Annotated in this window: 27 protein-coding genes; 12 read left to right on the top strand and 15 right to left on the bottom strand. The window is 48.2% G+C overall.

The features are described from left to right. Window position 1: 1 nt before the first annotated feature. Window positions 2–298, bottom strand: a complete 297-nt coding sequence (flgM, locus tag DCX48_05275) for an anti-sigma-28 factor FlgM (protein QXE13973.1) — start codon at window positions 296–298, stop codon at window positions 2–4. Window positions 299–439: 141 nt separating this feature from the next. After that, window positions 440–1,108 carry a flagellar basal body P-ring formation protein FlgA gene (gene flgA / locus DCX48_05270; GenBank protein ID QXE13972.1) on the bottom strand — a complete coding sequence of 223 codons (669 nt, stop codon included), beginning with the start codon at window positions 1,106–1,108 and terminating at the stop codon, window positions 440–442. Window positions 1,109–1,271: 163 nt separating this feature from the next. Here flgA and flgB point away from each other — a divergent pair, with 163 nt between their 5' ends. The 11 genes from flgB (at window position 1,272) to flgL (ending at window position 11,491) form a co-directional block, all read left to right on the top strand. Further along, window positions 1,272–1,688 (top strand): flagellar basal body rod protein FlgB, encoded by a 417-nt coding sequence (gene flgB / locus DCX48_05265; protein QXE13971.1) that lies wholly within the window; start codon window positions 1,272–1,274, stop codon window positions 1,686–1,688. Between the two features lie 28 nt (window positions 1,689–1,716). Beyond that, on the top strand, window positions 1,717–2,121 hold the full coding sequence (gene flgC, locus DCX48_05260; GenBank protein QXE13970.1) for a flagellar basal body rod protein FlgC: 405 nt from the start codon (window positions 1,717–1,719) through the stop codon (window positions 2,119–2,121). A 15-nt stretch (window positions 2,122–2,136) separates the two neighbouring features. Continuing rightward, window positions 2,137–2,811, top strand: coding sequence for a flagellar hook assembly protein FlgD (gene flgD / locus DCX48_05255; GenBank protein ID QXE13969.1), 675 nt, complete (start codon window positions 2,137–2,139; stop codon window positions 2,809–2,811). A gap of 75 nt (window positions 2,812–2,886) precedes the next feature. Continuing rightward, entirely contained in the window at window positions 2,887–4,104 is a 1,218-nt protein-coding gene (locus DCX48_05250) for a flagellar hook protein FlgE (protein QXE13968.1), read from the top strand. 21 nt (window positions 4,105–4,125) lie between these two features. Further along, the gene (locus DCX48_05245) at window positions 4,126–4,881 is read left to right on the top strand and encodes a flagellar basal body rod protein FlgF (protein ID QXE13967.1); all 756 of its coding nucleotides are present in this window, start codon (window positions 4,126–4,128) and stop codon (window positions 4,879–4,881) included. Window positions 4,882–4,908: 27 nt separating this feature from the next. Beyond that, window positions 4,909–5,691 carry a flagellar basal-body rod protein FlgG gene (gene flgG, locus DCX48_05240; GenBank protein QXE13966.1) on the top strand — a complete coding sequence of 261 codons (783 nt, stop codon included), beginning with the start codon at window positions 4,909–4,911 and terminating at the stop codon, window positions 5,689–5,691. A 180-nt stretch (window positions 5,692–5,871) separates the two neighbouring features. After that, window positions 5,872–6,585, top strand: coding sequence for a flagellar basal body L-ring protein FlgH (flgH, locus tag DCX48_05235; GenBank protein QXE13965.1), 714 nt, complete (start codon window positions 5,872–5,874; stop codon window positions 6,583–6,585). A 16-nt stretch (window positions 6,586–6,601) separates the two neighbouring features. Continuing rightward, a complete protein-coding gene (gene flgI / locus DCX48_05230) occupies window positions 6,602–7,711 on the top strand; it encodes a flagellar basal body P-ring protein FlgI (protein ID QXE13964.1) in 1,110 nt (369 codons plus the stop codon). Next, the gene (flgJ, locus tag DCX48_05225) at window positions 7,711–8,673 is read left to right on the top strand and encodes a flagellar assembly peptidoglycan hydrolase FlgJ (protein QXE13963.1); all 963 of its coding nucleotides are present in this window, start codon (window positions 7,711–7,713) and stop codon (window positions 8,671–8,673) included. The genes flgI and flgJ overlap by 1 nt, the downstream gene beginning before the upstream one ends. Window positions 8,674–8,799: 126 nt before the next feature. Beyond that, window positions 8,800–10,506 (top strand): flagellar hook-associated protein FlgK, encoded by a 1,707-nt coding sequence (gene flgK, locus DCX48_05220; protein ID QXE13962.1) that lies wholly within the window; start codon window positions 8,800–8,802, stop codon window positions 10,504–10,506. 31 nt (window positions 10,507–10,537) lie between these two features. Further along, a complete protein-coding gene (gene flgL / locus DCX48_05215) occupies window positions 10,538–11,491 on the top strand; it encodes a flagellar hook-filament junction protein FlgL (GenBank protein ID QXE13961.1) in 954 nt (317 codons plus the stop codon). A gap of 335 nt (window positions 11,492–11,826) precedes the next feature. Here flgL and fliR read toward each other — a convergent pair whose 3' ends face one another. From fliR to fliF, 13 genes are all read right to left on the bottom strand, one after another. Continuing rightward, complete coding sequence (fliR, locus tag DCX48_05210; GenBank protein QXE13960.1) at window positions 11,827–12,612, bottom strand: flagellar type III secretion system protein FliR; 786 nt, start codon at window positions 12,610–12,612, stop codon at window positions 11,827–11,829. Between the two features lie 2 nt (window positions 12,613–12,614). Then, window positions 12,615–12,884, bottom strand: a complete 270-nt coding sequence (gene fliQ / locus DCX48_05205; protein QXE13959.1) for a flagellar biosynthesis protein FliQ — start codon at window positions 12,882–12,884, stop codon at window positions 12,615–12,617. A gap of 20 nt (window positions 12,885–12,904) precedes the next feature. Then, window positions 12,905–13,681 carry a flagellar biosynthesis protein FliP gene (gene fliP / locus DCX48_05200; GenBank protein QXE13958.1) on the bottom strand — a complete coding sequence of 259 codons (777 nt, stop codon included), beginning with the start codon at window positions 13,679–13,681 and terminating at the stop codon, window positions 12,905–12,907. Further along, entirely contained in the window at window positions 13,678–14,100 is a 423-nt protein-coding gene (gene fliO / locus DCX48_05195) for a flagellar biosynthetic protein FliO (protein ID QXE13957.1), read from the bottom strand. The genes fliP and fliO overlap by 4 nt, the downstream gene beginning before the upstream one ends. After that, a complete protein-coding gene (gene fliN, locus DCX48_05190) occupies window positions 14,100–14,513 on the bottom strand; it encodes a flagellar motor switch protein FliN (protein QXE13956.1) in 414 nt (137 codons plus the stop codon). Before fliN ends, fliO begins: the two co-directional genes overlap by 1 nt. Next, window positions 14,506–15,519: a flagellar motor switch protein FliM gene (gene fliM, locus DCX48_05185; GenBank protein QXE13955.1), complete on the bottom strand. Its 1,014-nt coding sequence runs from the start codon at window positions 15,517–15,519 to the stop codon at window positions 14,506–14,508. Before fliM ends, fliN begins: the two co-directional genes overlap by 8 nt. Before the next feature lie 5 nt (window positions 15,520–15,524). Next, window positions 15,525–16,004: a flagellar basal body-associated protein FliL gene (gene fliL, locus DCX48_05180; protein ID QXE13954.1), complete on the bottom strand. Its 480-nt coding sequence runs from the start codon at window positions 16,002–16,004 to the stop codon at window positions 15,525–15,527. A 155-nt stretch (window positions 16,005–16,159) separates the two neighbouring features. Continuing rightward, window positions 16,160–17,458, bottom strand: a complete 1,299-nt coding sequence (locus DCX48_05175) for a flagellar hook-length control protein FliK (protein ID QXE13953.1) — start codon at window positions 17,456–17,458, stop codon at window positions 16,160–16,162. Then, window positions 17,455–17,901 carry a flagella biosynthesis chaperone FliJ gene (gene fliJ, locus DCX48_05170; GenBank protein ID QXE13952.1) on the bottom strand — a complete coding sequence of 149 codons (447 nt, stop codon included), beginning with the start codon at window positions 17,899–17,901 and terminating at the stop codon, window positions 17,455–17,457. Before fliJ ends, DCX48_05175 begins: the two co-directional genes overlap by 4 nt. Before the next feature lie 8 nt (window positions 17,902–17,909). Continuing rightward, window positions 17,910–19,280: a flagellum-specific ATP synthase FliI gene (gene fliI, locus DCX48_05165; GenBank protein ID QXE17155.1), complete on the bottom strand. Its 1,371-nt coding sequence runs from the start codon at window positions 19,278–19,280 to the stop codon at window positions 17,910–17,912. Then, on the bottom strand, window positions 19,280–20,002 hold the full coding sequence (gene fliH / locus DCX48_05160; protein ID QXE13951.1) for a flagellar assembly protein FliH: 723 nt from the start codon (window positions 20,000–20,002) through the stop codon (window positions 19,280–19,282). Before fliH ends, fliI begins: the two co-directional genes overlap by 1 nt. Next, window positions 19,995–20,987 (bottom strand): flagellar motor switch protein FliG, encoded by a 993-nt coding sequence (gene fliG, locus DCX48_05155; GenBank protein QXE13950.1) that lies wholly within the window; start codon window positions 20,985–20,987, stop codon window positions 19,995–19,997. The genes fliH and fliG overlap by 8 nt, the downstream gene beginning before the upstream one ends. Further along, the gene (gene fliF / locus DCX48_05150; GenBank protein QXE13949.1) at window positions 20,984–22,702 is read right to left on the bottom strand and encodes a flagellar basal body M-ring protein FliF; all 1,719 of its coding nucleotides are present in this window, start codon (window positions 22,700–22,702) and stop codon (window positions 20,984–20,986) included. Before fliF ends, fliG begins: the two co-directional genes overlap by 4 nt. A gap of 260 nt (window positions 22,703–22,962) precedes the next feature. Between fliF and fliE the strand changes: the two genes are divergently transcribed. Continuing rightward, window positions 22,963–23,277 carry a flagellar hook-basal body complex protein FliE gene (gene fliE, locus DCX48_05145; protein ID QXE13948.1) on the top strand — a complete coding sequence of 105 codons (315 nt, stop codon included), beginning with the start codon at window positions 22,963–22,965 and terminating at the stop codon, window positions 23,275–23,277. Window positions 23,278–23,328 lie beyond the last annotated feature (51 nt).

Genomic DNA, 23,328 nt, shown 5'->3' with positions numbered 1-23,328 from the left:
ATTAATTACCTGCTAAAAAATCCTGCGTTTCTTTAAGTAATGCATCCGCGATTTTTCCAGCATCAATTTTTAGTGAGCCATCACGAATCGCCTGCTTTAAGGTTTCCACGCGATTCATATCAATGTCCTGCGTGCCTGGCTGCATCAACTTTGCCTGTGCATCGCTCAGTTTTACCTGTGTTGCACTAACTTCAGACTGAGCTTCAGCCTGTTTGCGTTTGGTTTTAGCGACATCGCCAGATTCACGTTGCTGAACTTGACTGACCGGCTTCAGTGACTGTGTGCGATCAATACTCATAATACATCCCTCTGGTTTGAGGATAAATAGTTAATCATCAATGTGTTACGGAACGTTCATCACATTGGTGTTCAATTTTAAAACGTCGTCAGTAATGACTATGTAACTATCATCGGCAAACATGAGCAAATCTTTAATTAATTACTGTGAGATCAGAATAATCCCATCTTCATTTGTGATTCCGCTGATTATTTGTCCATTTGCTGTTCTGACTCTGACTGCTTGTCCGGCTGCCGCATTGTTCATGGCTTTTCCTTCGCCATTAATCGTAAAGCCTTCCCCTTGGGCGATAATTTGCACCGACTGACCTGCTTTTACTATCCAGGCACGTCTGATCATGGACGTAGTAATAACCTGTCCAGGTGTTAGGTCGCGTAAAATGACCGCACCCTGTGCACCTTGCAACGTCAGTATAGGGCGCAGCGGTAATAAATCGAGCCTGCCCTTTGTCAGACTAATATCTTTTTCCGTCAGCGCTGTCCCGCGATTTATAGGCCGTGAACTGATGACATAGTTCCCTGTTACCTGAACTTCAGTTTGAATGAAGCGGCGCTGCTGCCCACACCGTACAGACAGGCTCACATTACCCCACATTTTCGTATTCCCGGGGAACGTGATTTGGGGCGCTTCGCACTGTGGCCACTGCGACTCTGGCGATTTTACCACAACGTTAACGGCATTCGTGCTTCCCTGAAAGCGTGAGGCAAAAAATTGATTGATCTGTGCCGGAAGGTCGTTCGCATTGACGGGGGCACATAGGACGAAAAAACAGGACACCGCCAGGCAGAGATAATAATGTATTGTTTTCATTTTAGTTCGCTCTCCTGGTTCTGTTTATATCGGGCATAAGTGTAACGATGTCAGTGTAAGGTTAAGGCAATAAATAGCGCTGCATTTGGCGTCTATTCGTTCGATGGTATAGCCATAATGAGAATTATCCTACTCACTCCAAATTCTAACTTGCGGAGGGAGCATGCTTGATAAATTAGACGCCTCGTTGCGGTTTCAGCAGGAAGCGTTGAACTTGCGTGCCCAGCGGCAGGAAATTCTGGCCGCGAATATTGCCAATGCGGATACGCCAGGCTATCAGGCCAGGGATATCGATTTTGCCAGCCAGCTCAGTAAAACTATGGAGCAGGGGCGTGTGAACGGTACAGGTATCGCACTGAAAACTACCTCTGTGCGGCATATACCTGCGCAGAGTTTTCAGCCGCCGGAGCTTGATTTGTTATATCGCGTGCCCGATCAACCTGCGTTGGATGGCAATACGGTCGATATGGATCGTGAACGCACTAATTTTGCCGATAATAGCCTGAAATATCAAACCAACCTGACCGTTCTGGGCGGACAGATTAAAGGCATGATGTCGGTCCTGCAGTCAGGTTCGTGATCGTAGCGCGGTGAGAAGGTAAATATTCATGTCGTTATTAAATATATTCGAAATTTCAGGCTCTGCGCTTTCTGCGCAATCTCAGCGCCTTAATGTGAGCGCCAGCAACCTGGCTAACGCAGACAGCGTGACGGGTCCTGATGGTCAACCTTATCGTGCCAAGCAGGTAGTATTCGAAGTGAATGCAGCCCCGGGGCAATCAACTGGCGGCGTGCGCGTTGCTAATGTTATCGAAGACCCATCACCTGCTCGACTGGTTTACGAGCCGGGCAACCCACTGGCTGATGGGCAGGGATACGTTCGCATGCCGAATGTTGACCCAGTGGCTGAGATGGTGAACACCATTTCAGCATCACGCAGTTATCAGGCAAACGTCGAAGTCTTGAATACGACAAAATCGATGATGCTGAAGACGTTAACGATCGGGCAATAATCGGGAGACGAAATAATGTCTGTAACAATTAATGATACCTCCTCGGCGAGTAGCACGCAGGGTCTCTCGTCGACAACGGCGGTAGAGAAAAACAGCAGCGCTGACCTACAGAATCAGTTCCTGACATTGCTGGTTGCGCAGTTGAAGAATCAGGATCCGACGAATCCGATGAGTAATGATCAGTTGGTAAGTCAACTTGCTCAGCTTAATACGGTTAGCGGTATCGAGAAGTTGAATACCACGTTGGGTTCTATCTCTGGGCAGATCAATAACAACCAGTCTATGCAGGCATCAACGCTGATTGGCCACAGTGTCATGATCCCTGGAAAAGACATTCTGGTTGGTAAAGAAACCAGTACGCCTTTTGGTGTTGAACTGGAAAAAGCGGCTGAAGTTGTCACTGTTACCGTTAATGATGCGACAGGTAAAGCTGTTCGTACGATCGAATTAGGGACGCTGTCTGCTGGGGTTCACTCGTTCAACTGGGATAGTAAGCTTGCTGATGGCACTGTTGCACCAGATGGGGCTTATACCTTTACGGTTGCTGCCAGCACGGGTGGCGCGCAGCAAGTTGTACAGCCATTGAGCTATGCGGTTGTAAATAGTGTTGTTCGCGGCGATAGCGGCGCATTGCTTGATTTAGGTCTGCGCGGCAAAGCCACTCTGGACGATGTAAGGCAGATTCTGTAACGATATAAATTTCATATTATTCCAGTAAAACTCACTACCTGGAATATGACTTAATCAATTCATCTGGAGAACGGCATGGGTTTTTCTCAGGCGGTCAGTGGTTTAAACGCAGCATCTAATAATCTTGATGTTATCGGTAATAACATCGCTAACTCAGCGACAGTGGGTTTTAAATCCGGGAACGTCACATTTGCTGATATGTTTGCGGGTTCTAAAGTTGGTATGGGTGTGAAGGTCGCATCGGTATTGCAGGATTTCGGTAACGGTACTGTTACGTCGTCTTCACGAGACTTGGATATCGCGATTAGCGGCGGCGGTTTTTACCGTCTACAAGACACCAATGGTTCTACTTATTACAGCCGTAATGGTCAGTTTATGCTGAACGGCCGTAATATCGTCAACGCACAAGGCATGCAATTGACGGGTTACCCAGTTGCGGGTACGCCGCCAACTGTTCAAACAGGGGCCGATCCAGTACCGTTGACTGTTCCTGATGGAGATATGCTGGCGAGCCAAACGTCAGTTGCATCAATTAAGGCTAACCTGAAATCTTCAGACTCGGTTCCAACAAACGCTTGGGCTACAACGCCTGGTGCAGAAGGCACCTATAACAGCAAAACTGCACTTACAACCTATGATAGTCAGGGTAACGTGCATAACTTCACCCTGTATTTTGTTAAAACGGCAAACAATACATGGCAGACGTATGCTAAGGATGACTCAATCAATCCAGCTACGTATCAAAATGCAGGAACGCTGAATTTTGAAGCGAATGGTGCCTTAAGTTCTACTGGGGCTACTGCACACACACCTTTTACTCTCAATCTTACGGGAACGAATGGTGCTGCGAATGGTACCTTCACTCTCAATCTGACTGGCAGCGTGCAGCAAAATACCGAATATAGCTATAAGAGCCCGACCCAGAATGGTTTCGCTCCAGGCTCACTGACGGGTTTTGCGATCAATGACGATGGTACGATCGAAGGTAGCTACAGCAATGGTCAAAAGCAAGCGTTAGGCCAAATTCTGTTGGCTAGTTTTGCCAACCCAGAAGGTTTGTCGCCTGAAGGTGATAACGCTTGGTCTGAAACAGCAAGTTCTGGTCAGGCTGTTGTTGGTCTGGCGGGTACAGGAAGTCTGGGTAAACTGATCGGCAAATCTACCGAAAGCTCGAACGTTGATCTGAGTAAAGAGCTAGTTAGCATGATCGTTGCGCAGCGTAACTACCAGTCAAACGCGCAAACCATCAAAACGCAGGATTCCATTCTACAAACGCTGGTTAGCCTGCGTTAATTATCCTAACGGGGACGTTGCATGGATCACGCGATTTATACGGCAATGGGTGGCGCGAGTCAGTCATTGGAAAAGCAGGCGATTACTGCGAACAACTTGGCTAATGCCTCAACGCCGGGTTTTCGGGCTCAGCTATCAGCATTGCGCGCTGTGCCGGTAAATGGGTTGACACTGCCCACCCGAACGCTGGTTGTCGCTTCAACGCCTGGCGCTGATATGACCGAAGGCGTGATGAATTATACTGGCCGTGCAATGGATGTCGCTTTACCGAAAGAGAGTTGGTTAGCGGTGCAAACTGCTAATGGCGGTGAAGCGTACACCCGTAATGGTAATATGGAGATCAACGCTGATGGGCAGTTGACTATTCAGGGGCGTGTAGTCATGGGCGACGGTGGACCGATTGACATCCCTCCGCAGGCTCAGATCAGCATTTCTGCTGATGGTACGATTTCTGCCCTTAATGCTGGGGATCCACCTAATACGATTGCCCAGTTGGGGCGTTTGAAGCTTGTCAAAGCTACCGGACAAGAAGTTGAGCGTTCTGATGATGGATTGTTTCGCTTGACGCAACAGGCTCAGCAGCAACGTGGTAATGTTCTGCAAAACGATCCCACCGTGCGCATTATGCCGGGTGTGATCGAAGGCAGTAACGTGAACACGGTCGATACTATGGTCGATATGATTGCCAATGCCCGTCGCTTTGAAATGCAGATGAAAGTCATTAGCAGCGTCGACGATAATGCACAACGCGCTAATCAGATATTAGCAATGGGTTAAGCGCCGAGTGCGCACAGGAGTGAATAAATGATCCGTTCTTTGTGGATTGCAAAAACCGGCTTGAATGCTCAGCAAACCAATATGGACGTTATTTCCAATAACTTGGCAAACGTCAGCACTAATGGTTTCAAGCGTCAGCGTGCGGTATTTGAAGACTTGATGTATCAAACAATTCGTCAGCCCGGTGCTCAGTCTTCAGAGCAAACCATGCTACCGTCTGGTTTGCAGTTAGGTACCGGTGTTCGTCCGGTATCAACAGAACGTATCCATACTCAAGGGACGTTTTCTGAGACGGGGAACTCGAAGGACGTTGCCATTAAAGGTCAAGGGTTCTTTCAGGTTCAGTTGCCTGATGGGACAACGGCTTACACGCGCGATGGTGCCTTCCAGCTTGATGGTAACGGCCAGTTAGTGACGTCCAGCGGTTATCAAGTTCAGCCTGCCATTACCGTTCCAGCGAATGCGACTGAACTGAATATTGGTCGTGATGGTATTGTCAGCGTTAAAGTGCAGGGACAGGCAGCAACAAACCAGATTGGTCAGTTGACTCTAACGACCTTTATTAACGATAGCGGCCTTGAGAGCATGGGTGAAAACCTGTATCTGGAAACCGCGAGCTCTGGTGCGCCGAATGAAACGAACCCAGGTTTGAATGGCGCAGGTCTGCTGTATCAGAAGTATGTCGAAACTTCCAACGTCAATGTGGCTGAAGAATTGGTATCGATGATTCAGACTCAGCGTGCCTATGAAATCAACAGTAAAGCAATTTCTTCTTCTGACCAAATGTTGCAGAAATTGACCCAGCTGTAATGGTAACCCGCTAACGTCAGGGGTGAGAGCTGGTGCTCTGGTGGCTTGATGTTGGCAACATAGACAGTGTTTAACGGGGTAATGATGACCATAACCACCAGATGAGTGGAGCAAATATGGTTTTGATTTACCCCGTGAATATGTGAAATAGATTAATTTAAGGCGATATCCGCAGTGATAATGAATGCAAAGTCGGTTATCAAACCACTCCGCCGACCCCGTCTGCTGGCATTGATCGCGATGTTAGCACTTAACGGTTGCGCCTATATTCCGCATGATAAAGTTGTCACTGGGCCTACAACAGCCCAGCCGGGATCGCCGGTATTAGCGGGTCCTAATGGTTCTATTTTCCAAACCGTGCAGCCAATGAATTATGGCTATCAGCCGATGTTTGAAGATCGTCGCCCACGCAATATTGGCGATACATTGACGATCGTATTACAGGAAAATGTTAGCGCTAGTAAAAGCTCATCAGCTAATGCTGCTCGTAATGGGTCGTCAACGTTTGGTGTAGCGACAACACCGCGCTATCTCGAAGGACCTCTGGGGAACAACCGTGCTGCATTGGATGCCACAGGCACGAATGATTTTTCAGGGAAAGGTGGTGCTAACGCCAATAACACGTTCAGTGGCACGATTACAGTCACGGTCGGTCAAGTGTTGGCTAATGGCAACCTTAACGTCGTTGGCGAAAAACAAATTGCAATTAATCAGGGAACAGAGTTTATCCGTTTCTCTGGCGTGGTAAATCCGAGAACCATTAGTGGTAACAACTCGGTGCCATCAACCCAGGTAGCGGATGCGCGCATTGAATATGTCGGTAATGGCTATATTAATGAAGCGCAAAACATGGGCTGGTTACAGCGGTTCTTCCTCAATGTTTCTCCGTTCTAAGCTTAAGAGGCCTGCCATGCGGATTGCATCATTTTTCACTGTACTGCTGACGTTACTGACGCTGAATATTACGCCTGCGTCGGCAGAGAGAATTCGCGATCTGGTTAATATCCAGGGCGTACGTGGTAATGCGTTAATTGGTTACGGTTTAGTTGTCGGTCTGGATGGTTCTGGTGACCAGACCATGCAGACACCGTTTACCACGCAAAGCTTAACAAACATGCTTTCCCAATTAGGTATTACTGTCCCTGCCGGCACTAACATGCAGTTGAAGAATGTAGCTGCGGTGATGGTAACGGCAGAACTTCCACCGTTTGGCAGAACAGGCCAAAATATTGATATTGTTGTGTCTTCACTTGGTAATGCGAAGAGCTTGCGAGGCGGGACGTTGCTAATGACCCCATTAAAAGGGGTGGATAACCAAGTATACGCCTTGGCTCAAGGGAACGTTTTGGTTGGCGGTGCCGGTGCCTCAGCTGGCGGAAGCAGTGTTCAGGTTAACCAACTAGCCGGTGGACGAATTAGCAACGGTGCAGTTATTGAACGTGAGTTACCCAGCACGTTTGGCACGTCAAATACGATCATGCTGCAACTGAAGAATGACGACTTCTCGATGGCGCAGAAAGTCAGTGATGCGATCAATCGCTCTGGATACGGCGGTACAGCGTCCCCACTGGACTCTCGCACTATTCAGGTTCTTGCTCCACATGGCAACAGCTCTCAGGTACGCTTTTTGGCCGATGTTCAGAATATTGAAGTCAACGTCGGTATTCAGGACGCTAAAGTGGTGATCAACTCCCGCACCGGTTCTGTCGTAATGAATCGTGATGTCACACTGGATAGCTGTGCTATCGCTCAGGGCAACCTTTCTGTGACGATTAATCAGCAGGCCAACGTCAGTCAGCCAAATACCCCATTTGGTGGCGGTCAGACGGTTGTGACTCCGCAAACAGAGATTTCAGTTCAGCAAACAGGCGGCGTTTTACAGCGAGTTAATTCCAGCGCCAACCTCAACAACGTCGTGCGTGCACTGAATTCCTTGGGTGCGACGCCGATGGAGCTGATGTCTATTCTGCAGGCGATGCAAAGTGCTGGCTGCTTGCGTGCCAAACTGGAAATTATCTGATGAGTGATATGCAGACGCTGAATAACGCGGCCTATGATGCGCAGTCCCTGAATACGTTGAAGCGTGAAGTTTCAGGTAATCCTCAAAGTAAAGAGGGCATCAGGGCGGTTGCGCAACAGATGGAAGGCGTGTTTGTACAATTGATGATGAAAAGCATGCGCTCTGCGATTCCGCAGGACGGACTCTTCAGCAGCGATCAGACGCGTCTGTATACCTCAATGTATGACCAGCAAATTGCTCAAGAGATTTCAACTAAGGGCAAGGGACTTGGGCTCGCCGATGTCATGGTTGAACAATTGACCCGACAATCCCCAGATACCACGGCGGCTAAAGCTGCTGTTCCCTCGGTTCCATTAACGTTTGATGGCGATGTGCTCAAAAGCATGCCAACGGCGGCAGTGGAGCAGATGGTACGTAAAGCGTTGCCCAAATTACCAACAACGGGTTCAGCCTTGCCATTATCCAACAGCAATTTTGTGTCTCAGATTTCTTTGCCTGCACAGATTGCCAGCCAGCATAGCGGCATACCTCATCACCTTATCATTGCCCAGGCGGCGCTTGAATCTGGCTGGGGGCAGCGTGAAATCACTACTGAGGATGGGCGCCCAAGCCACAATCTGTTCGGTATCAAGGCGGGTGGCAGTTGGAATGGACCGACAACTGAAATAACCACGACAGAGTATGAGCAAGGTGTGGCCAAAAAGGTAAAAGCCAGCTTCAGAGTTTACGATTCCTATATTGAGGCTATTGGCGACTATGTGAAATTGCTGACCAATAACCCACGCTATTCTGCTGTGATGAGCGCTGGAACTGCTGAGCAAGCGGCTCATGCATTACAAAAAGCGGGTTATGCAACGGATCCGCAATATGCTCAGAAACTGGTTAGTATGATCCAGCAAATGAAGAATTCAGGTGAGAAAGTGGCGAAAGCTTACACTCACGATTTGAGCAGGCTATTTTGATTTTTTTATTCAAGATTTGCGCTTCCTGACCGATAAAGTAATTAACTTATGTAGCGTATTTGCTGCCTTCAGCATTTAGTTAATCGCGCAGGGCGAAAAGAGCCTGTGTAAAAGGAACAACACCTTATGTCCAATTTAATTAACACCGCGATGAGTGGCTTAAAAGGTGCACAGATTGCGCTGAGTACCGTGAGTAACAACATTAGTAATCAGGCTGTTACCGGGTATAGTCGGCAAAATGCGATACTTGAGCAAGCAATTAGCAGCAGCACATCGGCTGGATATATTGGTAACGGTGTCAATGTTGTTAGCATTAATCGCCAGTACAACGAATTCATCACCAATCAGTTGCGTGCTTCGCAAACGACAAGCAGTTCTGTTTCTACTTACTACGAGCAGATTTCCAAGATTGATAATCTGCTGGCCAGCAGTACAACCAGTCTTTCATCAACCATTCAGGGTTTCTTTTCTAACCTGCAAAACCTCACTAGTAACGCGGGCGATTCGTCGACTCGCCAAACCGTACTGGGTAAAGCGGAAGGGCTGGTAAACCAATTCAAAGTCACGGATAAATACCTGCGTGACATGGACAGCGGCCTGAATACACAGATTCAAAGTACTGTTGGCCAAATTAATACGTACACCGATCAGATTTCCTCTTTAAATAACGAAATTATGAAGCTGATGGGCGCAAATAGCGGCACTATGCCTAATGATTTGCTCGATCAGCGCGATCTTCTTGTCGATCAGCTTAACAAATTGGTTGGCGTTGATGTTACCGTTCAGGATGGAATTGTTTACAACGTCGCATTGAAAAATGGTACCAATCTAGTTCAGGCAGGCACGAGCAATCAGCTAGTTGCAGTTAACTCCAGCAGCGATCCGTCTCGTCTCACCATCGGATATAAAGATCAAACAAATGACGTTGTCACGCTGAATGAGAGTACGTTAACGGGCGGTTCATTAGGCGGTTTACTCTCTTTCCGCAGCGAAACGCTAGATGAGGCGCGCGGCCAGTTGGGGCAGTTAGCACTGGCATTCGCCGATGCGTTCAATGCTCAACATCAGCAAGGTTACGATCGCAATGGTGTTAAAGGCGGCGATTTCTTCTCATTTGGCAAAGCGGTTGTCTTAAATGACAGTAAAAATGGCGGTAACGCAGTTTTGACACCGTCTTACACCGATACCAAAGATGTGCAGGCAACTAATTATGCGATTAAATACGATGGCGCTAATTGGCAAGTAACCCGTTTGTCTGATAATTCAAAATTTACGGCGGCAGTGACGACAGCAGGGACTCCTCCTGAAAGCAGCTTGAGTTTTGACGGCGTTAAAATGACCATCACAGGAACACCTGCAACGAATGACAATTTCCTGCTTAAGCCGGTTAATGACGTCATTATCGATATGGCAGTAGCTGTTTCCGACCCGAATAAGATTGCTGCTGCATCCACTAAGGTTGATGAGAATGGCGCCCCTGTCCTGGATGTAAACGGTGACCCTGTCTTTGGTGGTGTTAGTGATAATACCAATGCGAAAGCATTACTTGCTCTACAAAATGAGAAAATTGTGGGCGGGAAGGCCAGTGTTTCTGGTGCATACGCCAGCCTGGTTGGTTCGATTGGTAACCAGGCCAGCACCCTGAAGATAAATAATACATCGCAGCAAAACGTTGTTAAGCAACTGACTGCAGAACAGCAGTCCGTATCCGGTGTGAATCTGGATGAAGAGTACGGCGATCTGATGCGTTTTCAGCAATATTACATGGCAAATGCTCAGGTCATCAAAACAGCACAATCCATATTTGATGCACTTTTAGCGGCCCGTAGCTAGTTTGACCATTTAAGAAAGAGGAATTGATACCATGCGCTTAAGTACTAGCATGATGTACCAGCAAAATATGCAAGGCATTATTAATGGTCAGGCCACGTGGCAGAAAACGGGTGAGCAGTTGTCAACCGGTAAACGTGTCGTAAATCCATCAGATGATCCGATAGCGGCGGCTGGTGTTGTTATGCTCGGCCAGGCCCAGTCGGAGAACAGTCAGTATACGTTGGCCCGCACCTTTGCAAAGCAAAGTATGACCTTGGAAGAATCTATACTGGGTAAGAGTACTACCACTGTTAGCAGCGCATTGACCGAAGTAATCAAAGGTGGCGGTGTTCTAAATGATGATGACCGCAAATCGGTCGCGACCTCTCTGCGCGGTATGAAAGCTGAATTGCTGAATATGGCTAACAGTACCGATGGTAATGGTAACTATATTTTTTCTGGTTATGAAACTGATAAGGCTCCCTTTGTTGAAGGTGCCGCTGGCATTGAATATAAGGGCGGATTTCAGGCTATTTCGCAGCGTGTAGATGCAGCCCGAGATATGACGGTTAGCCATGTTGGATCTGCGGTTTTCAACGGTATAACGGGCGATGCTAAAAAAGAGCCAGATGGTAGTATCCAATCGGATTTATTTGAAACACTGGATATTGCAATCAAAGCGCTTGAAACCCCTCTCGATGGCGCTGATGATGCAACAAAAGCAGGTGTTGCTGCAGCATTAGAGACTGCAAACCGCGGTTTAAACAATTCATTTAATAATATTTCAGCCGTTCGTGCAGAGTTGGGTATCCAACTCAATGAAGTTGATAATCTCGATGCGGTTGGTAAAGATCGTGATGTGGCGAATAAAACGACACTGTCGCAATTGCAGGATACTGACTGGTATGAGGCGATCTCGTCTTATATTATGCAGCAGTCCTCTTTGCAAGCTTCCTATACTTCTTTCCAGAACATGCAGGGAATGTCGTTGTTCCAGATGAAATAGTAGTAATAGACGATATTCATCTATTCTACTTTACGATTTGAATACGCTTAAACCGGGCGTATTTTTTAGGCGTGTCACTCTTTTCATTATACTGAATGGATGACATGCCATTTTTTATTCCCTATCGTTCTGAGTTATCTCTACTATTTTTATATAACGCATTCCTCTTCATCACATCGATATCTGATGCGGCATTGATAAATGCTGTTTATCACCATCACTTATTCTATAGATATATGCTGGGCCTGACAGCGTGGTATGTTGAAATGAGGGGCAAGTCTGCGGATACGAAATCCGCATTGCTTTATCTTTTTACCCTACGGATTTGTCAGTAACTACGGAGTTGATAATTGGCTAAGAATATCCGCGAGTAAATCGAAAACCTCGCTGAATAAATGCTCCGCGAATGGTGGAATGAGCGGGAGTAATAAGCCTAGCGTCATAATTCCGACAGTGAGTGTAATCGGGAAGCCTACAACAAATATTGAGAGTTGAGGCGCCATACGGTTAAGCATGCCTAACGCCAGGTTGATAGTAAGCAAGAGGGTTATGATGGGAAGCGCCAGCATCAATCCGTTAATAAAAATTAATCCACCGGCACGTGCAAGCGCGAGGAAAGCATGGCTGTTAATTGGATTGGTACTGATAGGCAGGGTATAGAAACTATCTGCCAACAACGAAATAAGCCAGAGATGTCCATCAAAGGTTAAGAACAGTAGGATTGCGAGAATATTCAAGAAACGGGCTATTACCTGCATATTCGGGCCACCCGTTGGATCAAAGAAGGTCGCAAAAGCGAGCCCCATCTGTAAGCCAATGAGCTCTCCCGCATGGCGAATAGCGGCAAATGCTAACTGCATTGATAAGCCTAGTGTCACACCGATAAGTATTTGCTGTATTAGTAGCCACACGCCTGCAACAGAAAAAATAGGCGTGGTGTTTAACGGCAAATAAGGCGCAACCAGCAGGGTAATCAGTACACCTAGGCCGATCTTTATCCGATTACCAATCGCTCTTTCGTTAAAGACTGGTGCGGTACTGATCAATGCAAGAATTCTGACAAAGGGCCAGAAAAACTGGCTAACCCAATTCACCATATCCCAACTGTTAAACGTCAGCATGCTTACCCAATAATGTTAGGTAACTGGCCGAATAGCGTGCGCATATAGTCCAGCATGAGGTTTAACATCCAAGGCCCAGCGATCACTAAAGTGAAGAATACTGTTAGTATTTTAGGGATAAATGACAATGTCATTTCGTTTACCTGAGTAGCTGCCTGCAAGAGGCTAATCGTCAGCCCGCTGAGCAGTGCCGCTATCAGGGGCGGGGCCGCCAGCGCTAATGCTACTTTCATTGCTTCATAGCCAAGCGCCATCACCGATTCTGGTGTCATAGTCGCATTCCTCTATTCGTCTAACTGTAAAAACTTTGGGCTAATGAACCGAGTAGCAGCTGCCAGCCATCGACTAATACGAAAAGCATGAGTTTAAAAGGCAATGAAATTGTCGCCGGAGGAACCATCATCATCCCCAGTGCCATCAATACGCTGGCAACAACGAGATCGATAATGAGGAAAGGAATAAATACGGTAAAACCAATCTGGAAAGCGGTTTTTAGTTCACTTGTCACAAATGCGGGAAGAAGTACACGCATGGGTACCGCTTCAGGTCCCTGAATTTCCGGGATTTCTGCTAGCCTGGTAAACAATGCCAAGTCGGTTTCCCGGGTTTGCCGCAACATGAACTCACGAAGAGGCTCCGCGCCACGTTCGATGGCGACTTCCATGCTGATTTGGTCCTGACTGAATGGAAGATAGGCTTCGTCATAAACACGGTTTAATACCGGCGACATGACAAAAAACGTCAGAAAAAGCGTCAATCCGAGTAACACCTGATTCGGTGGCGCGGTTGGTGTACCCAGCGCATTGCGTAACAAACTCAGTACAATGATGATACGGGTGAAGCTGGTCATCATTAGCAAGGCGGCAGGGAGAAAGGTTAGTGACGTTAGGAAAACCAGCGTTTGTACTGATAGTGTCCAGCTCTGCCCACCGTTAGGTAGCGGTTGCGTCACAATTCCAGGAAGCTGCGCCCATACTGATGGTGCCATGAACAATAAACCGATGGCTAAACCATAGCGAAGGGTGTGAAGCAAGGTGGTGATACGAAAATAATTAGGCAAGGCACTCATTCCGATTTTTCCGGACGCTTTAAAACTTTCTTTAACAGTTGGTTGAAATCTACTGGCTTGGTGTCGCCAGTGGAGGAACTGTCGTTGATTGGTTGTGCTGGAAGTGTATGCAGCGGCGTAATTTGCTGAGCTGTAACACCTAAGACTAGCCAAGTATTATCAACTTCTACAATAACTACTCGCTCACGCTGTCCTACAGGGCAACTGGATACGACTTTTAGCAACTTGTTTTGCTTGGTTTGCGGAGCAAAACCGAGTTTACGGGCAAGCCAGGCAATCAGCAGAATAAACAATAAAATACCAGCAAGCACGCTACCAACCTGTGTCAGTAACATGCTGCCGGTAAGTGGTGGTTCAGTAACAAGAGTCGACTGCTGGCTTGCTACTGAAGTAGGGGATGATACCGAGGCTGTTGCCATTAACGACTCAGGCGGCGCATACGTTCAGATGGTGTAATGATGTCTGTAATACGAACACCATACTTGTCAGACACGACGACGACCTCACCTTGGGCGATCAGATAGCCATTGATCAAGATATCCAACGGTTCACCCGCTAAGCCATCAAGTGCAACAACAGAGCCTTGGGTTAGGCGCAGGAGCTCTTTTATCGTCATTTTGGTCCGGCCGAGCTCAACAGTGAGTTTGACTGGAATATCCAATATCAGATCAATATCTTGAAGGGCACCCAACGGGTCATGACCGTCTAGCGACTTAAAAATGCCTTCTGTTGTCGCGGCCGGTTTTTCTGCAGCCTGCTGCTCGTTAAATGCATCAGCCCACAAATCGTCCACTGATTCCTTGTCGTCGGACGGTTTCTTGGTGTCACTCATGGGGCTGTTCCTCGTTATCCAGAGAATTCAATATAGGGTTAATCAAATGTTCAACACGTAGGGCATATTGCCCGTTCAATGTGCCATATTGGCTGGTCAGCACAGGCACTCCGTCAACATGAGCAACGATTTTGTCTGGTTTGTCGATCGGTAACACATCGCCGGGCTGCAACTTCAGAATTTTGGACAGTCGCAGCGGAATATCAACAAAACTTGCAACTAATTCCAATTCGGAATGTTGTACCTGCTTAGCTAAGGTGTCCCGCCAACTTTGATCTTCCTGACGTGAGTTTTCCAATGGCGGATTCGCGAGCAGTTCGCGCAGCGGTTCTATCATTGAAAAAGGAATACAGATGTTAAATTCGCCAGTTAGTGAACCGATTTCAACATGAAACGGTGTCGTCACGACGATATCATTAGGTGATGTTGTGATATTGGTAAACTTGACCTGCATTTCTGAACGCACGTATTCGATATCAAGTTTATAAATCGCATTCCAGGCTTCACCATAGGCTTCCAGAGCCAAGCGTAACATGCGCTTAACCACTCGCTGCTCTGTGTGCGTAAATTCGCGACCTTCGACCTTCGTCGGGAAGCGCCCATCACCGCCGAAGAGGTTATCGACAGCGATAAACACCAAACTTGGCGAAAACACGAATAACGCAGTACCACGTAGCGGTTTTAAGTGAATAAGGTTCAGGTTTGTCGGTACTGGAAGGTTCCTGGCAAATTCGTGATAAGGCTGGATCTTGATTCCACCGACGGTAATATCGGGGCTACGACGCAACAGGTTAAACAACGACATTCTGAATTGGCGCGCGAAACGTTCATTAATAATTTCTAATGCCTGTAAACGCTCGCGGATAACGCGTCGCTGAGTATTCGGATCATAGGGTTTAACACCCCCATCCGTTTTTGATGCCGCATTTGCATCAGCGTCACTATCGCCGCTGTCGCCATTTAATAGTGCATCAATTTCTGCTTGTGAAAGAATACTATCGCCCATAATGGTTACCGCAGTATAAAGGCCGTGAACAGAACATCAGTAACGACCTGGTTAGGTTGACCAGGAACTAATGGTGGGCTTAGCACTTGCTTAATTTGCTCGATCAGCTTCTGTTTACCTTGCTCATTGGCAAGCGCAATTGCGTCCTGACGAGAAAGCAACAATAACAGACGGCTGCGAACTTCTGGCAGATAATTAGTGAAGCGTGTGCGCGTTGCCTCATCTGGCAAACGCAGCGTGAATCCAACATATAACACGCGGTCAGGGTCATTATCTGCATTGACAAGATTAACGGTAAAGGTATCCAGTGGCATGAAAACAGGCTCTGGCGGTGGTGGTGCTTCCTGCTCAGCCGTTGCCGCGTTTTTCTGATTTAATAGCCACCAGGCAGTGCCCGCAGCACCAGTTGCAGCGAGAGCAACGATAATCAGTAGTATTAGCCAAATAGACCGTTTACGTCCTGGTCGAACTTGCATATCAGACATAGCCAAAGATAGTTCCCGTTACTTATCGATATTTATTGCTGGATGAAACCAGCAATAAATAAATGCGTAATGTCGATGATTATCCTGCCTATTGCAATGTTCAATACAGAGAATAGACAGGGAAAATTGTGCTAACTTATTCGTTTACTTCACTTTCAGGCAAAGATATCAACGCCGTTGACTGATGATGCCATCGATCTCAACGTTTCTGGTACGTCTAATAATTCACTCGTGCTTTCCGATGAATGACCAAATTGCTGCTGATAAGACGGGCCACGGCTGTTGCCATCGTTGTTATTACTCGCCATTTGCTGCTGCCAGGCAGAGGAGTCACTGCCTACACTGCTCTGACCAAGGTTAATCCCGCTCTCTGCCATCGCATTACGCAAGTGGGGCAGCGCAGCTTCCAGCGCTGAACGTACCTGACTACTTGCTGAAGCCAGATGAATTTGTGCTTGGTTGTCATCAATTTTTAGACTGATGTGCAGTGCGCCCAATTCCTGTGGATTCAAACGCAACTCTACTGTCTGCTGACCATTACGGCTGAACATAATGATCTGCTGTCCCAATGCATCTTGCCATTGAGGCGAGCCAAACGGGGCATTCAACTGAGCACTTGCTGCCTGCGGGGCTGGAGCGGTACTTCCAACTGATGCAGGTTGAACGTGCATTGCCTGCACCACCGATGGTGTTGTTTGAGACGCGCCGTTGCCTAACGTAGAAACCGGTTCAGACGCATTGCGATCGCCAGCAAGGGAATGCGGTGTCGTCAGCGCAAATTTTGCAGCATTGTCCGTAGACTCGGTCGCTGTCGATGAGGCCTGTTTAGTTGCATGATGCAGATCGCGTGAGATATCAGCATTTTTATCTGGCATTACTGATGTGTCGAGCAGCTTTGCCAGCGTGCCTTTGGCGCTCTCACCTGCATTGTTTAGTGCAGCTGCTGGAGCTTCATTCTGGCGCTTAGCATCAATGAGTCCCGGAATATTTAAACCCGTCGTATTAACGACAGTCGCTGCGATACTATCGGCTGCAGTTGGCGTAGGCAGTGGTGCTGTTTGCAACATGGCAAGCAGTGCCTGCATTACCATCGCGTCTTCTGCAGTATTGTCGCTATCTTTTTTACCCAGACCTTTTAACTTCGCCTGTTCTGCAATTTCTGGATTTTGCTTACCTGCTGTAATGGTTGCCCCAGTCAGAGAACTGAATGAAGAAAGCAGGGCATTTAAATCATCACGACTGAGCGAAGCATTATTTTTCCCTAAAGCGTTTAGCAGGGCTTCTTCATCTACTTTGTCGAGCGTCTTTTTACCCGAGGTATCGGCTACTTGTGATATGCGTTTGCTCAACAGATCAACAAAATCTTTTGGTAGCTCACCCTGTGTCAGTAGAGAAGCAGAAGAACTGCTTGTATCACTGGCAGTGGTAGCTATAGGTAACGCGGACAGATTCATGATTCTGCTTTCCTCTGTGAGGCCCGTTGGGCAAATTCATCCATTTGTTTTTGTTCTATTTTATTTTCTTTGGCAAGCTGTCTTGTCACTTCGCGATCCTGCAGTTTCTCAAATGCATTTAATCGCTGCTGTTTTTCTTGCCAAGTCTTCATTGCTAAATCTAAACGTGACGTCCATTGCGAGAGCTGTTGTCTGTGTTGCTCAATTGCGCCGTCCAGCGTTCGGATGAATTGCTGGTAATTTTGCCAGCTATTATTCGCCATACCAGAGGACATCGTCGAGTTCAATTTTTGACGATAGTCATCCTGATAGTTTAACAGCATATTGAGTTGCTGCTCGGCCTGTTGATGAGCCTGACGTACCTGGCCCAACTGCCCTGCGGCTTTCTCAACATCCTTCTGCGCCAGTTCGCGTAGTGTAACCAGCGGTGACTGGGTTTTCATCTGCTCTCCTACTCATTACGAGGGAAAATAGTGTGCAACGCCTGACAGGATTCTTCATAGTCACTTTGCTCAAACATACCCTGCTGCAAGAAGGCCTCCAAGTGCGGATAGAGACGAATTGCTTTGTCAAGCATAGGGTCACTGCCTGCGGCGTAGGCTCCAACACTGACTAAATCACGGTTACGTTGGTAGCTAGATAGTAACTGTTTGAACTGCCTTACCGAAGCATAGTGGTCTTCATCGATCAGCGCTGTCATCGCACGACTAATCGATGCTTCAATATCAATTGCCGGATAATGACCAGACTCTGCGAGTTGACGGGACAGCACGATATGTCCATCAAGGATGGCGCGAGCGGAGTCGGCTATAGGATCCTGCTGATCGTCACCCTCTGTCAGAACAGTATAGAAGGCGGTGACTGAACCACCGCCATGAATACCATTTCCTGCGCGTTCAACCAGCGCGGGTAATTTGGCGAAGACAGAAGGGGGATAACCCTTGGTTGCCGGCGGCTCGCCAATAGCTAAAGCAATTTCACGCTGTGCCATGGCATAACGCGTGAGCGAATCCATGATGAGCAGAACGTGATGACCGCGATCGCGAAAATCTTCAGCAATACGCGTGGCATACGCTGCCCCCTGCATCCTTAATAATGGAGAAACATCAGCAGGTGCGGCAATAACGACAGATCGAGCTCGGCCTTCCGTGCCCAGGATATTTTCGATAAAATCTTTCACTTCTCGGCCACGTTCGCCGATAAGGCCAACAACAATGACGTCAGCCTGAGTATAGCGTGCCATCATACCCAATAGCACACTTTTACCCACCCCCGAGCCAGCAAATAAGCCCATTCGCTGCCCTCGGCCCACAGTGAGCAAGGCATTGATGGCTCGAACGCCCACGTCTAGAACACTGTCGATTGCTGTTCTCTGTAATGGGTTGACTGGTGGCGTAATCAACGGTGCGCGATAGCCTGTATCGGGTGCGGGTAAACCATCCAGCGGTTTTGCGCTACCATCTAGCACACGCCCCAGTAATTCAGGCCCTAATGGTAATTGCTTTCCTTGACTGCTGCTGTCTTGGCCGACGCGTGCGTAAACACGTGCTCCAGGGGTAATACCTTCAACTTCTTCCAGCGGCATAAGAAAGAGTTTTTGCCCGTTGAAACCGACAACTTCGCTTTCGATTTCTTCAACCTTAGAGCCATTCTGCCGTTCGATGAGGCAGGTGGCACCCAGTGGCATGTGCAACCCTGTCGCTTCTAATACCAAACCTGTCGCCCGGGTTAAGCGGCCGTAACGACGCACTGAAGGTGTGTCGTCAATGCGTTTCTCAAATGAATCAAGAGAAGAGAGCCAGCGTCCGAGGCGTGAAGTCATCATAACTCTCCGGGGGCGGCTAAACGGCAAAGTTCATGCCAGCGTGTTGCCAGGCTGGCATCCAGATCGCCTTCTTCCGCGCTGACCTTGCAACCCCCCGGATGGAGCTGACTATCAGCAAGCAATCTCCAGCCATGTAAGCTGAGTGTCGGGCCCAAATATTGTTCAACGCGTTCCAGATCAGAAGGGTGAACGCGTAATTGCGTCTTACCTGAAAACATAGGTTCTTGCTGGAGCAGTTGCTGTATCTGGCCTAGCAGAGCGTTACCGTCACACACTGGAGGTTGCCCCAGGATCTGCTTGGCTGCGGTCAAAGCCAGCTGCATCAGGCGAGCAGGGATCACACTGTCAAGAGTATCCAACGTCTGCTGGAACTCGGTGACCATTTGCTGCATCTGTTCTATGATCGGCTGCTGCTGCTGCAAGGAGTTTTGCAAACCCTGCTGCTGTCCTTTGGCTAAACCTTCCTGATAACCTGCGTCATAACCTTGTTGATGCCCTTGCGAAAAACCTGTTTCTCGTGCCTGTTGCATCATGCTTTCACGCAGAGACGCTAGCTCATCCTCTAAGGTAGGGACGGCGTTCTCTTCATTGAAACGCTCAATCGCAGGCACTTCAGGTTCATCATTTACCTGATATGTCGGTACGGACTTTGAAATTGGTTCAGCCAGGTCATTGGGCTTCCAGGGCTGCCAGGCCAGATTTTTGGGGGCGTTAGACATAGGCATCCTCGCCGCCGCCGATAATCATCTCGCCGCTGTCTGACAGTCGACGGACGATAAGTAGAATCGCTTTCTGTTCGTTTTCGACCTGCGACATACGTACCGGACCACGAGTTGAGAGGTCGTCGCGAAGAATTTCTGCCGCACGCTGAGACATGTTGCGCAGGAATTTCTCGCGTAAAGGCTCTTCGGCACCTTTCAATGCCAACAGCAGAGACTCGGACTCGACTTCTTGCAGAAGGCGCTGGATGCTGCGGTCGTCCACGTCCACCAGGTTTTCGAACAGGAACATTTCGTCGATGATTTTCTGTGCCAGTTCGCCATCGAACTCGCGTACTGCATCGATAACTGCTTCTTCCTGCTGAGTTTTCATCAAGTTGATAATCTCAGCTGCAGTACGAACACCACCCATTTTGCTGCGTTTGAGATTTTGACCATCCAGCAAGCCATTCAGAACGTCTGTCAATTCTGCCAGTGCGGAAGGCTGAACGCCGCCGAAGGTCGCGATACGTAGCATAACGTCATGACGAAGACGTTCGTCAAACAGGGCTAAGATATCGGCAGCCTGAGCACGCTTCAGGTGCACCAAGATTGTTGCGATAATCTGCGGGTGTTCGTCGCGAATAAGGTCTGCGGCAATCTGCGGCTCCATAAAGTTGAGTGTTTCCATTCCACTCGTAGAGTCGCGGCTCTCCAGAATATCTTCCAGCAGGCTAGACGCTCGCTCTTCACCAAGAGCTTTGACAAGCACTGAGCGAAGGTAGTCACCAGCATTCACGCTGAGAGCGGCATATTGCTCTGAATCAGCCTCAAATTCTCTCAGAATTTCGAGCAACTGCTGTTGTGATACCTGTCTCATGTTCGCCATTGCAGAACTCAGGTGCTGCACTTCTTTAGTCGAAAGATGAGTAAACACTTCCGCGGCGCGGTCTTCACCAATGGTCATCAATAAGATGGCGCTTTTTTCTGTTCCTGTGAGGTTCATAGTTCAGTACTCATCCATTGACGGATTACCAGAGCGACAACGCGTGGATCGTTCTCTGCCATTTCGCGTATGCGGTTACTTTGCATTTCTGCATTGACGCGTTGCTGCGATTTCCGCTGCTGTTCAACTTCCGAGCTACTCAAGTTGACCATAACATCGCTGTCTGTACCTTGAGATAGTGCAGCTGCCGCCAGCGCCGCTTCTTGTTGCTGTGCTTTTCTCTGCAATTGTGGACGAACCAGTTTACGCCACAGAATCCAGGCAACGATCAGAACCAGCAGCCAGCGGCCAGCTTCCATCAGGAGATCGAAAAATGCCTGTTTTTGCCAGAAGGGGAGTTCGCCAGAACCGTCAGTGCTATCCATAAATGGCGTATTCACGACATTTAATGTATCGCCACGTTCAGTGGAGAAGCCCATTGCTTCGCGTGCTACTGTTTCAATCTGTTTGATCTGTTCTTCCGTCAGTGCAACCGGCTTGCCGTCCTCACCAGGAGGTTGGTAGTTAACAATAACGGCCGCAGACAAGCGCTTCACACCACCCGAACTGTGTTTGGTATGTAAAATCGTTTTGTCGACTTCATAGTTGGTTGTTGCATCATTGCGAACATTGGATGTTTGAATAACGGTATTCGCATTTGCCGCATTAGCTTGCGCACCTGCCGCATTGTTTTGGTTCTGCTGGCCAGCCTGATTGTTTGCATTGGCATTATTTGGCGGTGTCGCGATAGGGGCTGTAGGTGCCGGTGCGGGTTGATTGGTTAATGCACCTGGAACGCCACCGACGTTCGGGCCGCCTTTTTGCTCACTCTGGCTGGTTTGCTGAGAGCGAACAGCCGCTTTGTCTGGCGGTTGGTTAGGTTGATACTGCTCGTCAGTTTGTTCGCGAGCAGAGAAATCGATTTGCGCGGTAACCTGAGCATGTACGTTACCCATGCCAACCATCGGTGCGATGATTGACTCTATGCGGCGTTGGTACATCGCCTCGACTTCGTTGCTGTACTTCAGTTGCGCAGCATTCAGATCGCGGCTGCTGCCGCCCGCCTGGGTTAACAGGCGTCCTGTCTGATCGACGACCGTAACATTATCTGGTGGCAGGCCAGCAACGCTGCTGGAAACCATATAAACGATGGAATTGATTTGACCTTCATCTAATGCACGACCCGGCTGTAATGTCAGGGTGACAGAAGAAGAGGGGGCTTTTTGTTCACGAACGAACAGTGAAGGCTTCGGTATGGCAAGGTGAACTCGCGCATTCTGGACAGGGCCGAGCGTTTCTATCGTTCTGGACAGCTCACCTTCCAGCGCACGCTGGTAATTTATCTGCTCACTGAATTGGCTGATGCCAAATTTTTCCTGATCGAGCAATTCAAAGCCAACAGCACCGCCTTTTGGCAGCCCCAATTGAGCAAGTCGGAGTCGGGTCTCATAGACACTTTCGGCGGGAATCATGATCGCGCCGCCGTTCTCCGCAAAACGATAAGGAACATTCAGCTTTGTTAGTTCGCTGACAATCGCACCGCCGTCTCGGTCATTGATGTTGCTATAAAGAACCCGATAATCTGGGCCTTTGGCCCATAGAGTCAACGCAACGACGATGGCAATGGCCGCAGCTGCTGCGATCAATAGTGGGATCTTCGGATTGGCGCGTAACCGGTTGAGTATTTCGCCAAAGCTATTTTTACCGGTAGCGGAGCCGGTTAATGAGGCGTTCATACTCTATCTCTGCTTGGTTGTTGAACGATATACTTAACGTTGTGACGTGACAAAACAGAACTCCCTGATTGCGCAATCAATAAAACATTTCGCCTACATTTATCGGCATGTCATTATTTTCCGTAAAAGAAAAATCGATGGGTCGATAAGGTGGCATTTTTCGCGCTAATTGTGCGATTTATCTGAAAAGCTGTGTGGTAGGGTAATGCTGTCATAGAAAATGCATAAGCAGTCTACTCTGTATGATGTAGTGAGGTGTTATGTCAGTTCAAGGTATTGATGGTGTTTTACAGCAAATGCAGGTCAAAGCTCTGCAGGCTGCTGACACGCCAATAGCCAGACCATCGGTAGAGCCTGGTTTTGCCAGTGAGCTAAAAGCCGCGATCGATAAGATCAGCGACACACAGCAGACGGCTCGTACGCAGGCTGAAAAATTTACCTTGGGTGTGCCAGGCGTAGCATTGAATGATGTGATGGTGGATTTACAGAAATCATCCATTTCAATGCAGATGGGCATTCAGGTGCGTAATAAGCTGGTATCTGCGTATCAGGAAGTGATGAATATGTCTGTTTGATGTCGTTTAATGACATCAATCGGCAACCAGTAAAGCCATTGTGCGTAATCT

The sequence above is a fragment of the Pectobacterium atrosepticum genome, assembly GCA_019056595.1.
In the GTDB taxonomy this organism is placed as follows: Bacteria; Pseudomonadota; Gammaproteobacteria; order Enterobacterales; family Enterobacteriaceae; genus Pectobacterium; species Pectobacterium atrosepticum.
Note: the sequence above shows the minus strand (reverse complement) of the source record. Positions and strands in the feature narration are given on the sequence as shown.

Coding starts and splice junctions, on each gene's coding strand:
- flgM (QXE13973.1), bottom strand. CDS start 298: ATGAGTATTGATCGCACACAGTCACTGAAGCCGGTCAGTCAAGTTCAG.
- flgA (QXE13972.1), bottom strand. CDS start 1,108: ATGAAAACAATACATTATTATCTCTGCCTGGCGGTGTCCTGTTTTTTC.
- flgB (QXE13971.1), top strand. CDS start 1,272: ATGCTTGATAAATTAGACGCCTCGTTGCGGTTTCAGCAGGAAGCGTTG.
- flgC (QXE13970.1), top strand. CDS start 1,717: ATGTCGTTATTAAATATATTCGAAATTTCAGGCTCTGCGCTTTCTGCG.
- flgD (QXE13969.1), top strand. CDS start 2,137: ATGTCTGTAACAATTAATGATACCTCCTCGGCGAGTAGCACGCAGGGT.
- DCX48_05250 (QXE13968.1), top strand. CDS start 2,887: ATGGGTTTTTCTCAGGCGGTCAGTGGTTTAAACGCAGCATCTAATAAT.
- DCX48_05245 (QXE13967.1), top strand. CDS start 4,126: ATGGATCACGCGATTTATACGGCAATGGGTGGCGCGAGTCAGTCATTG.
- flgG (QXE13966.1), top strand. CDS start 4,909: ATGATCCGTTCTTTGTGGATTGCAAAAACCGGCTTGAATGCTCAGCAA.
- flgH (QXE13965.1), top strand. CDS start 5,872: ATGAATGCAAAGTCGGTTATCAAACCACTCCGCCGACCCCGTCTGCTG.
- flgI (QXE13964.1), top strand. CDS start 6,602: ATGCGGATTGCATCATTTTTCACTGTACTGCTGACGTTACTGACGCTG.
- flgJ (QXE13963.1), top strand. CDS start 7,711: ATGAGTGATATGCAGACGCTGAATAACGCGGCCTATGATGCGCAGTCC.
- flgK (QXE13962.1), top strand. CDS start 8,800: ATGTCCAATTTAATTAACACCGCGATGAGTGGCTTAAAAGGTGCACAG.
- flgL (QXE13961.1), top strand. CDS start 10,538: ATGCGCTTAAGTACTAGCATGATGTACCAGCAAAATATGCAAGGCATT.
- fliR (QXE13960.1), bottom strand. CDS start 12,612: ATGCTGACGTTTAACAGTTGGGATATGGTGAATTGGGTTAGCCAGTTT.
- fliQ (QXE13959.1), bottom strand. CDS start 12,884: ATGACACCAGAATCGGTGATGGCGCTTGGCTATGAAGCAATGAAAGTA.
- fliP (QXE13958.1), bottom strand. CDS start 13,681: ATGAGTGCCTTGCCTAATTATTTTCGTATCACCACCTTGCTTCACACC.
- fliO (QXE13957.1), bottom strand. CDS start 14,100: ATGGCAACAGCCTCGGTATCATCCCCTACTTCAGTAGCAAGCCAGCAG.
- fliN (QXE13956.1), bottom strand. CDS start 14,513: ATGAGTGACACCAAGAAACCGTCCGACGACAAGGAATCAGTGGACGAT.
- fliM (QXE13955.1), bottom strand. CDS start 15,519: ATGGGCGATAGTATTCTTTCACAAGCAGAAATTGATGCACTATTAAAT.
- fliL (QXE13954.1), bottom strand. CDS start 16,004: ATGTCTGATATGCAAGTTCGACCAGGACGTAAACGGTCTATTTGGCTA.
- DCX48_05175 (QXE13953.1), bottom strand. CDS start 17,458: ATGAATCTGTCCGCGTTACCTATAGCTACCACTGCCAGTGATACAAGC.
- fliJ (QXE13952.1), bottom strand. CDS start 17,901: ATGAAAACCCAGTCACCGCTGGTTACACTACGCGAACTGGCGCAGAAG.
- fliI (QXE17155.1), bottom strand. CDS start 19,280: ATGACTTCACGCCTCGGACGCTGGCTCTCTTCTCTTGATTCATTTGAG.
- fliH (QXE13951.1), bottom strand. CDS start 20,002: ATGTCTAACGCCCCCAAAAATCTGGCCTGGCAGCCCTGGAAGCCCAAT.
- fliG (QXE13950.1), bottom strand. CDS start 20,987: ATGAACCTCACAGGAACAGAAAAAAGCGCCATCTTATTGATGACCATT.
- fliF (QXE13949.1), bottom strand. CDS start 22,702: ATGAACGCCTCATTAACCGGCTCCGCTACCGGTAAAAATAGCTTTGGC.
- fliE (QXE13948.1), top strand. CDS start 22,963: ATGTCAGTTCAAGGTATTGATGGTGTTTTACAGCAAATGCAGGTCAAA.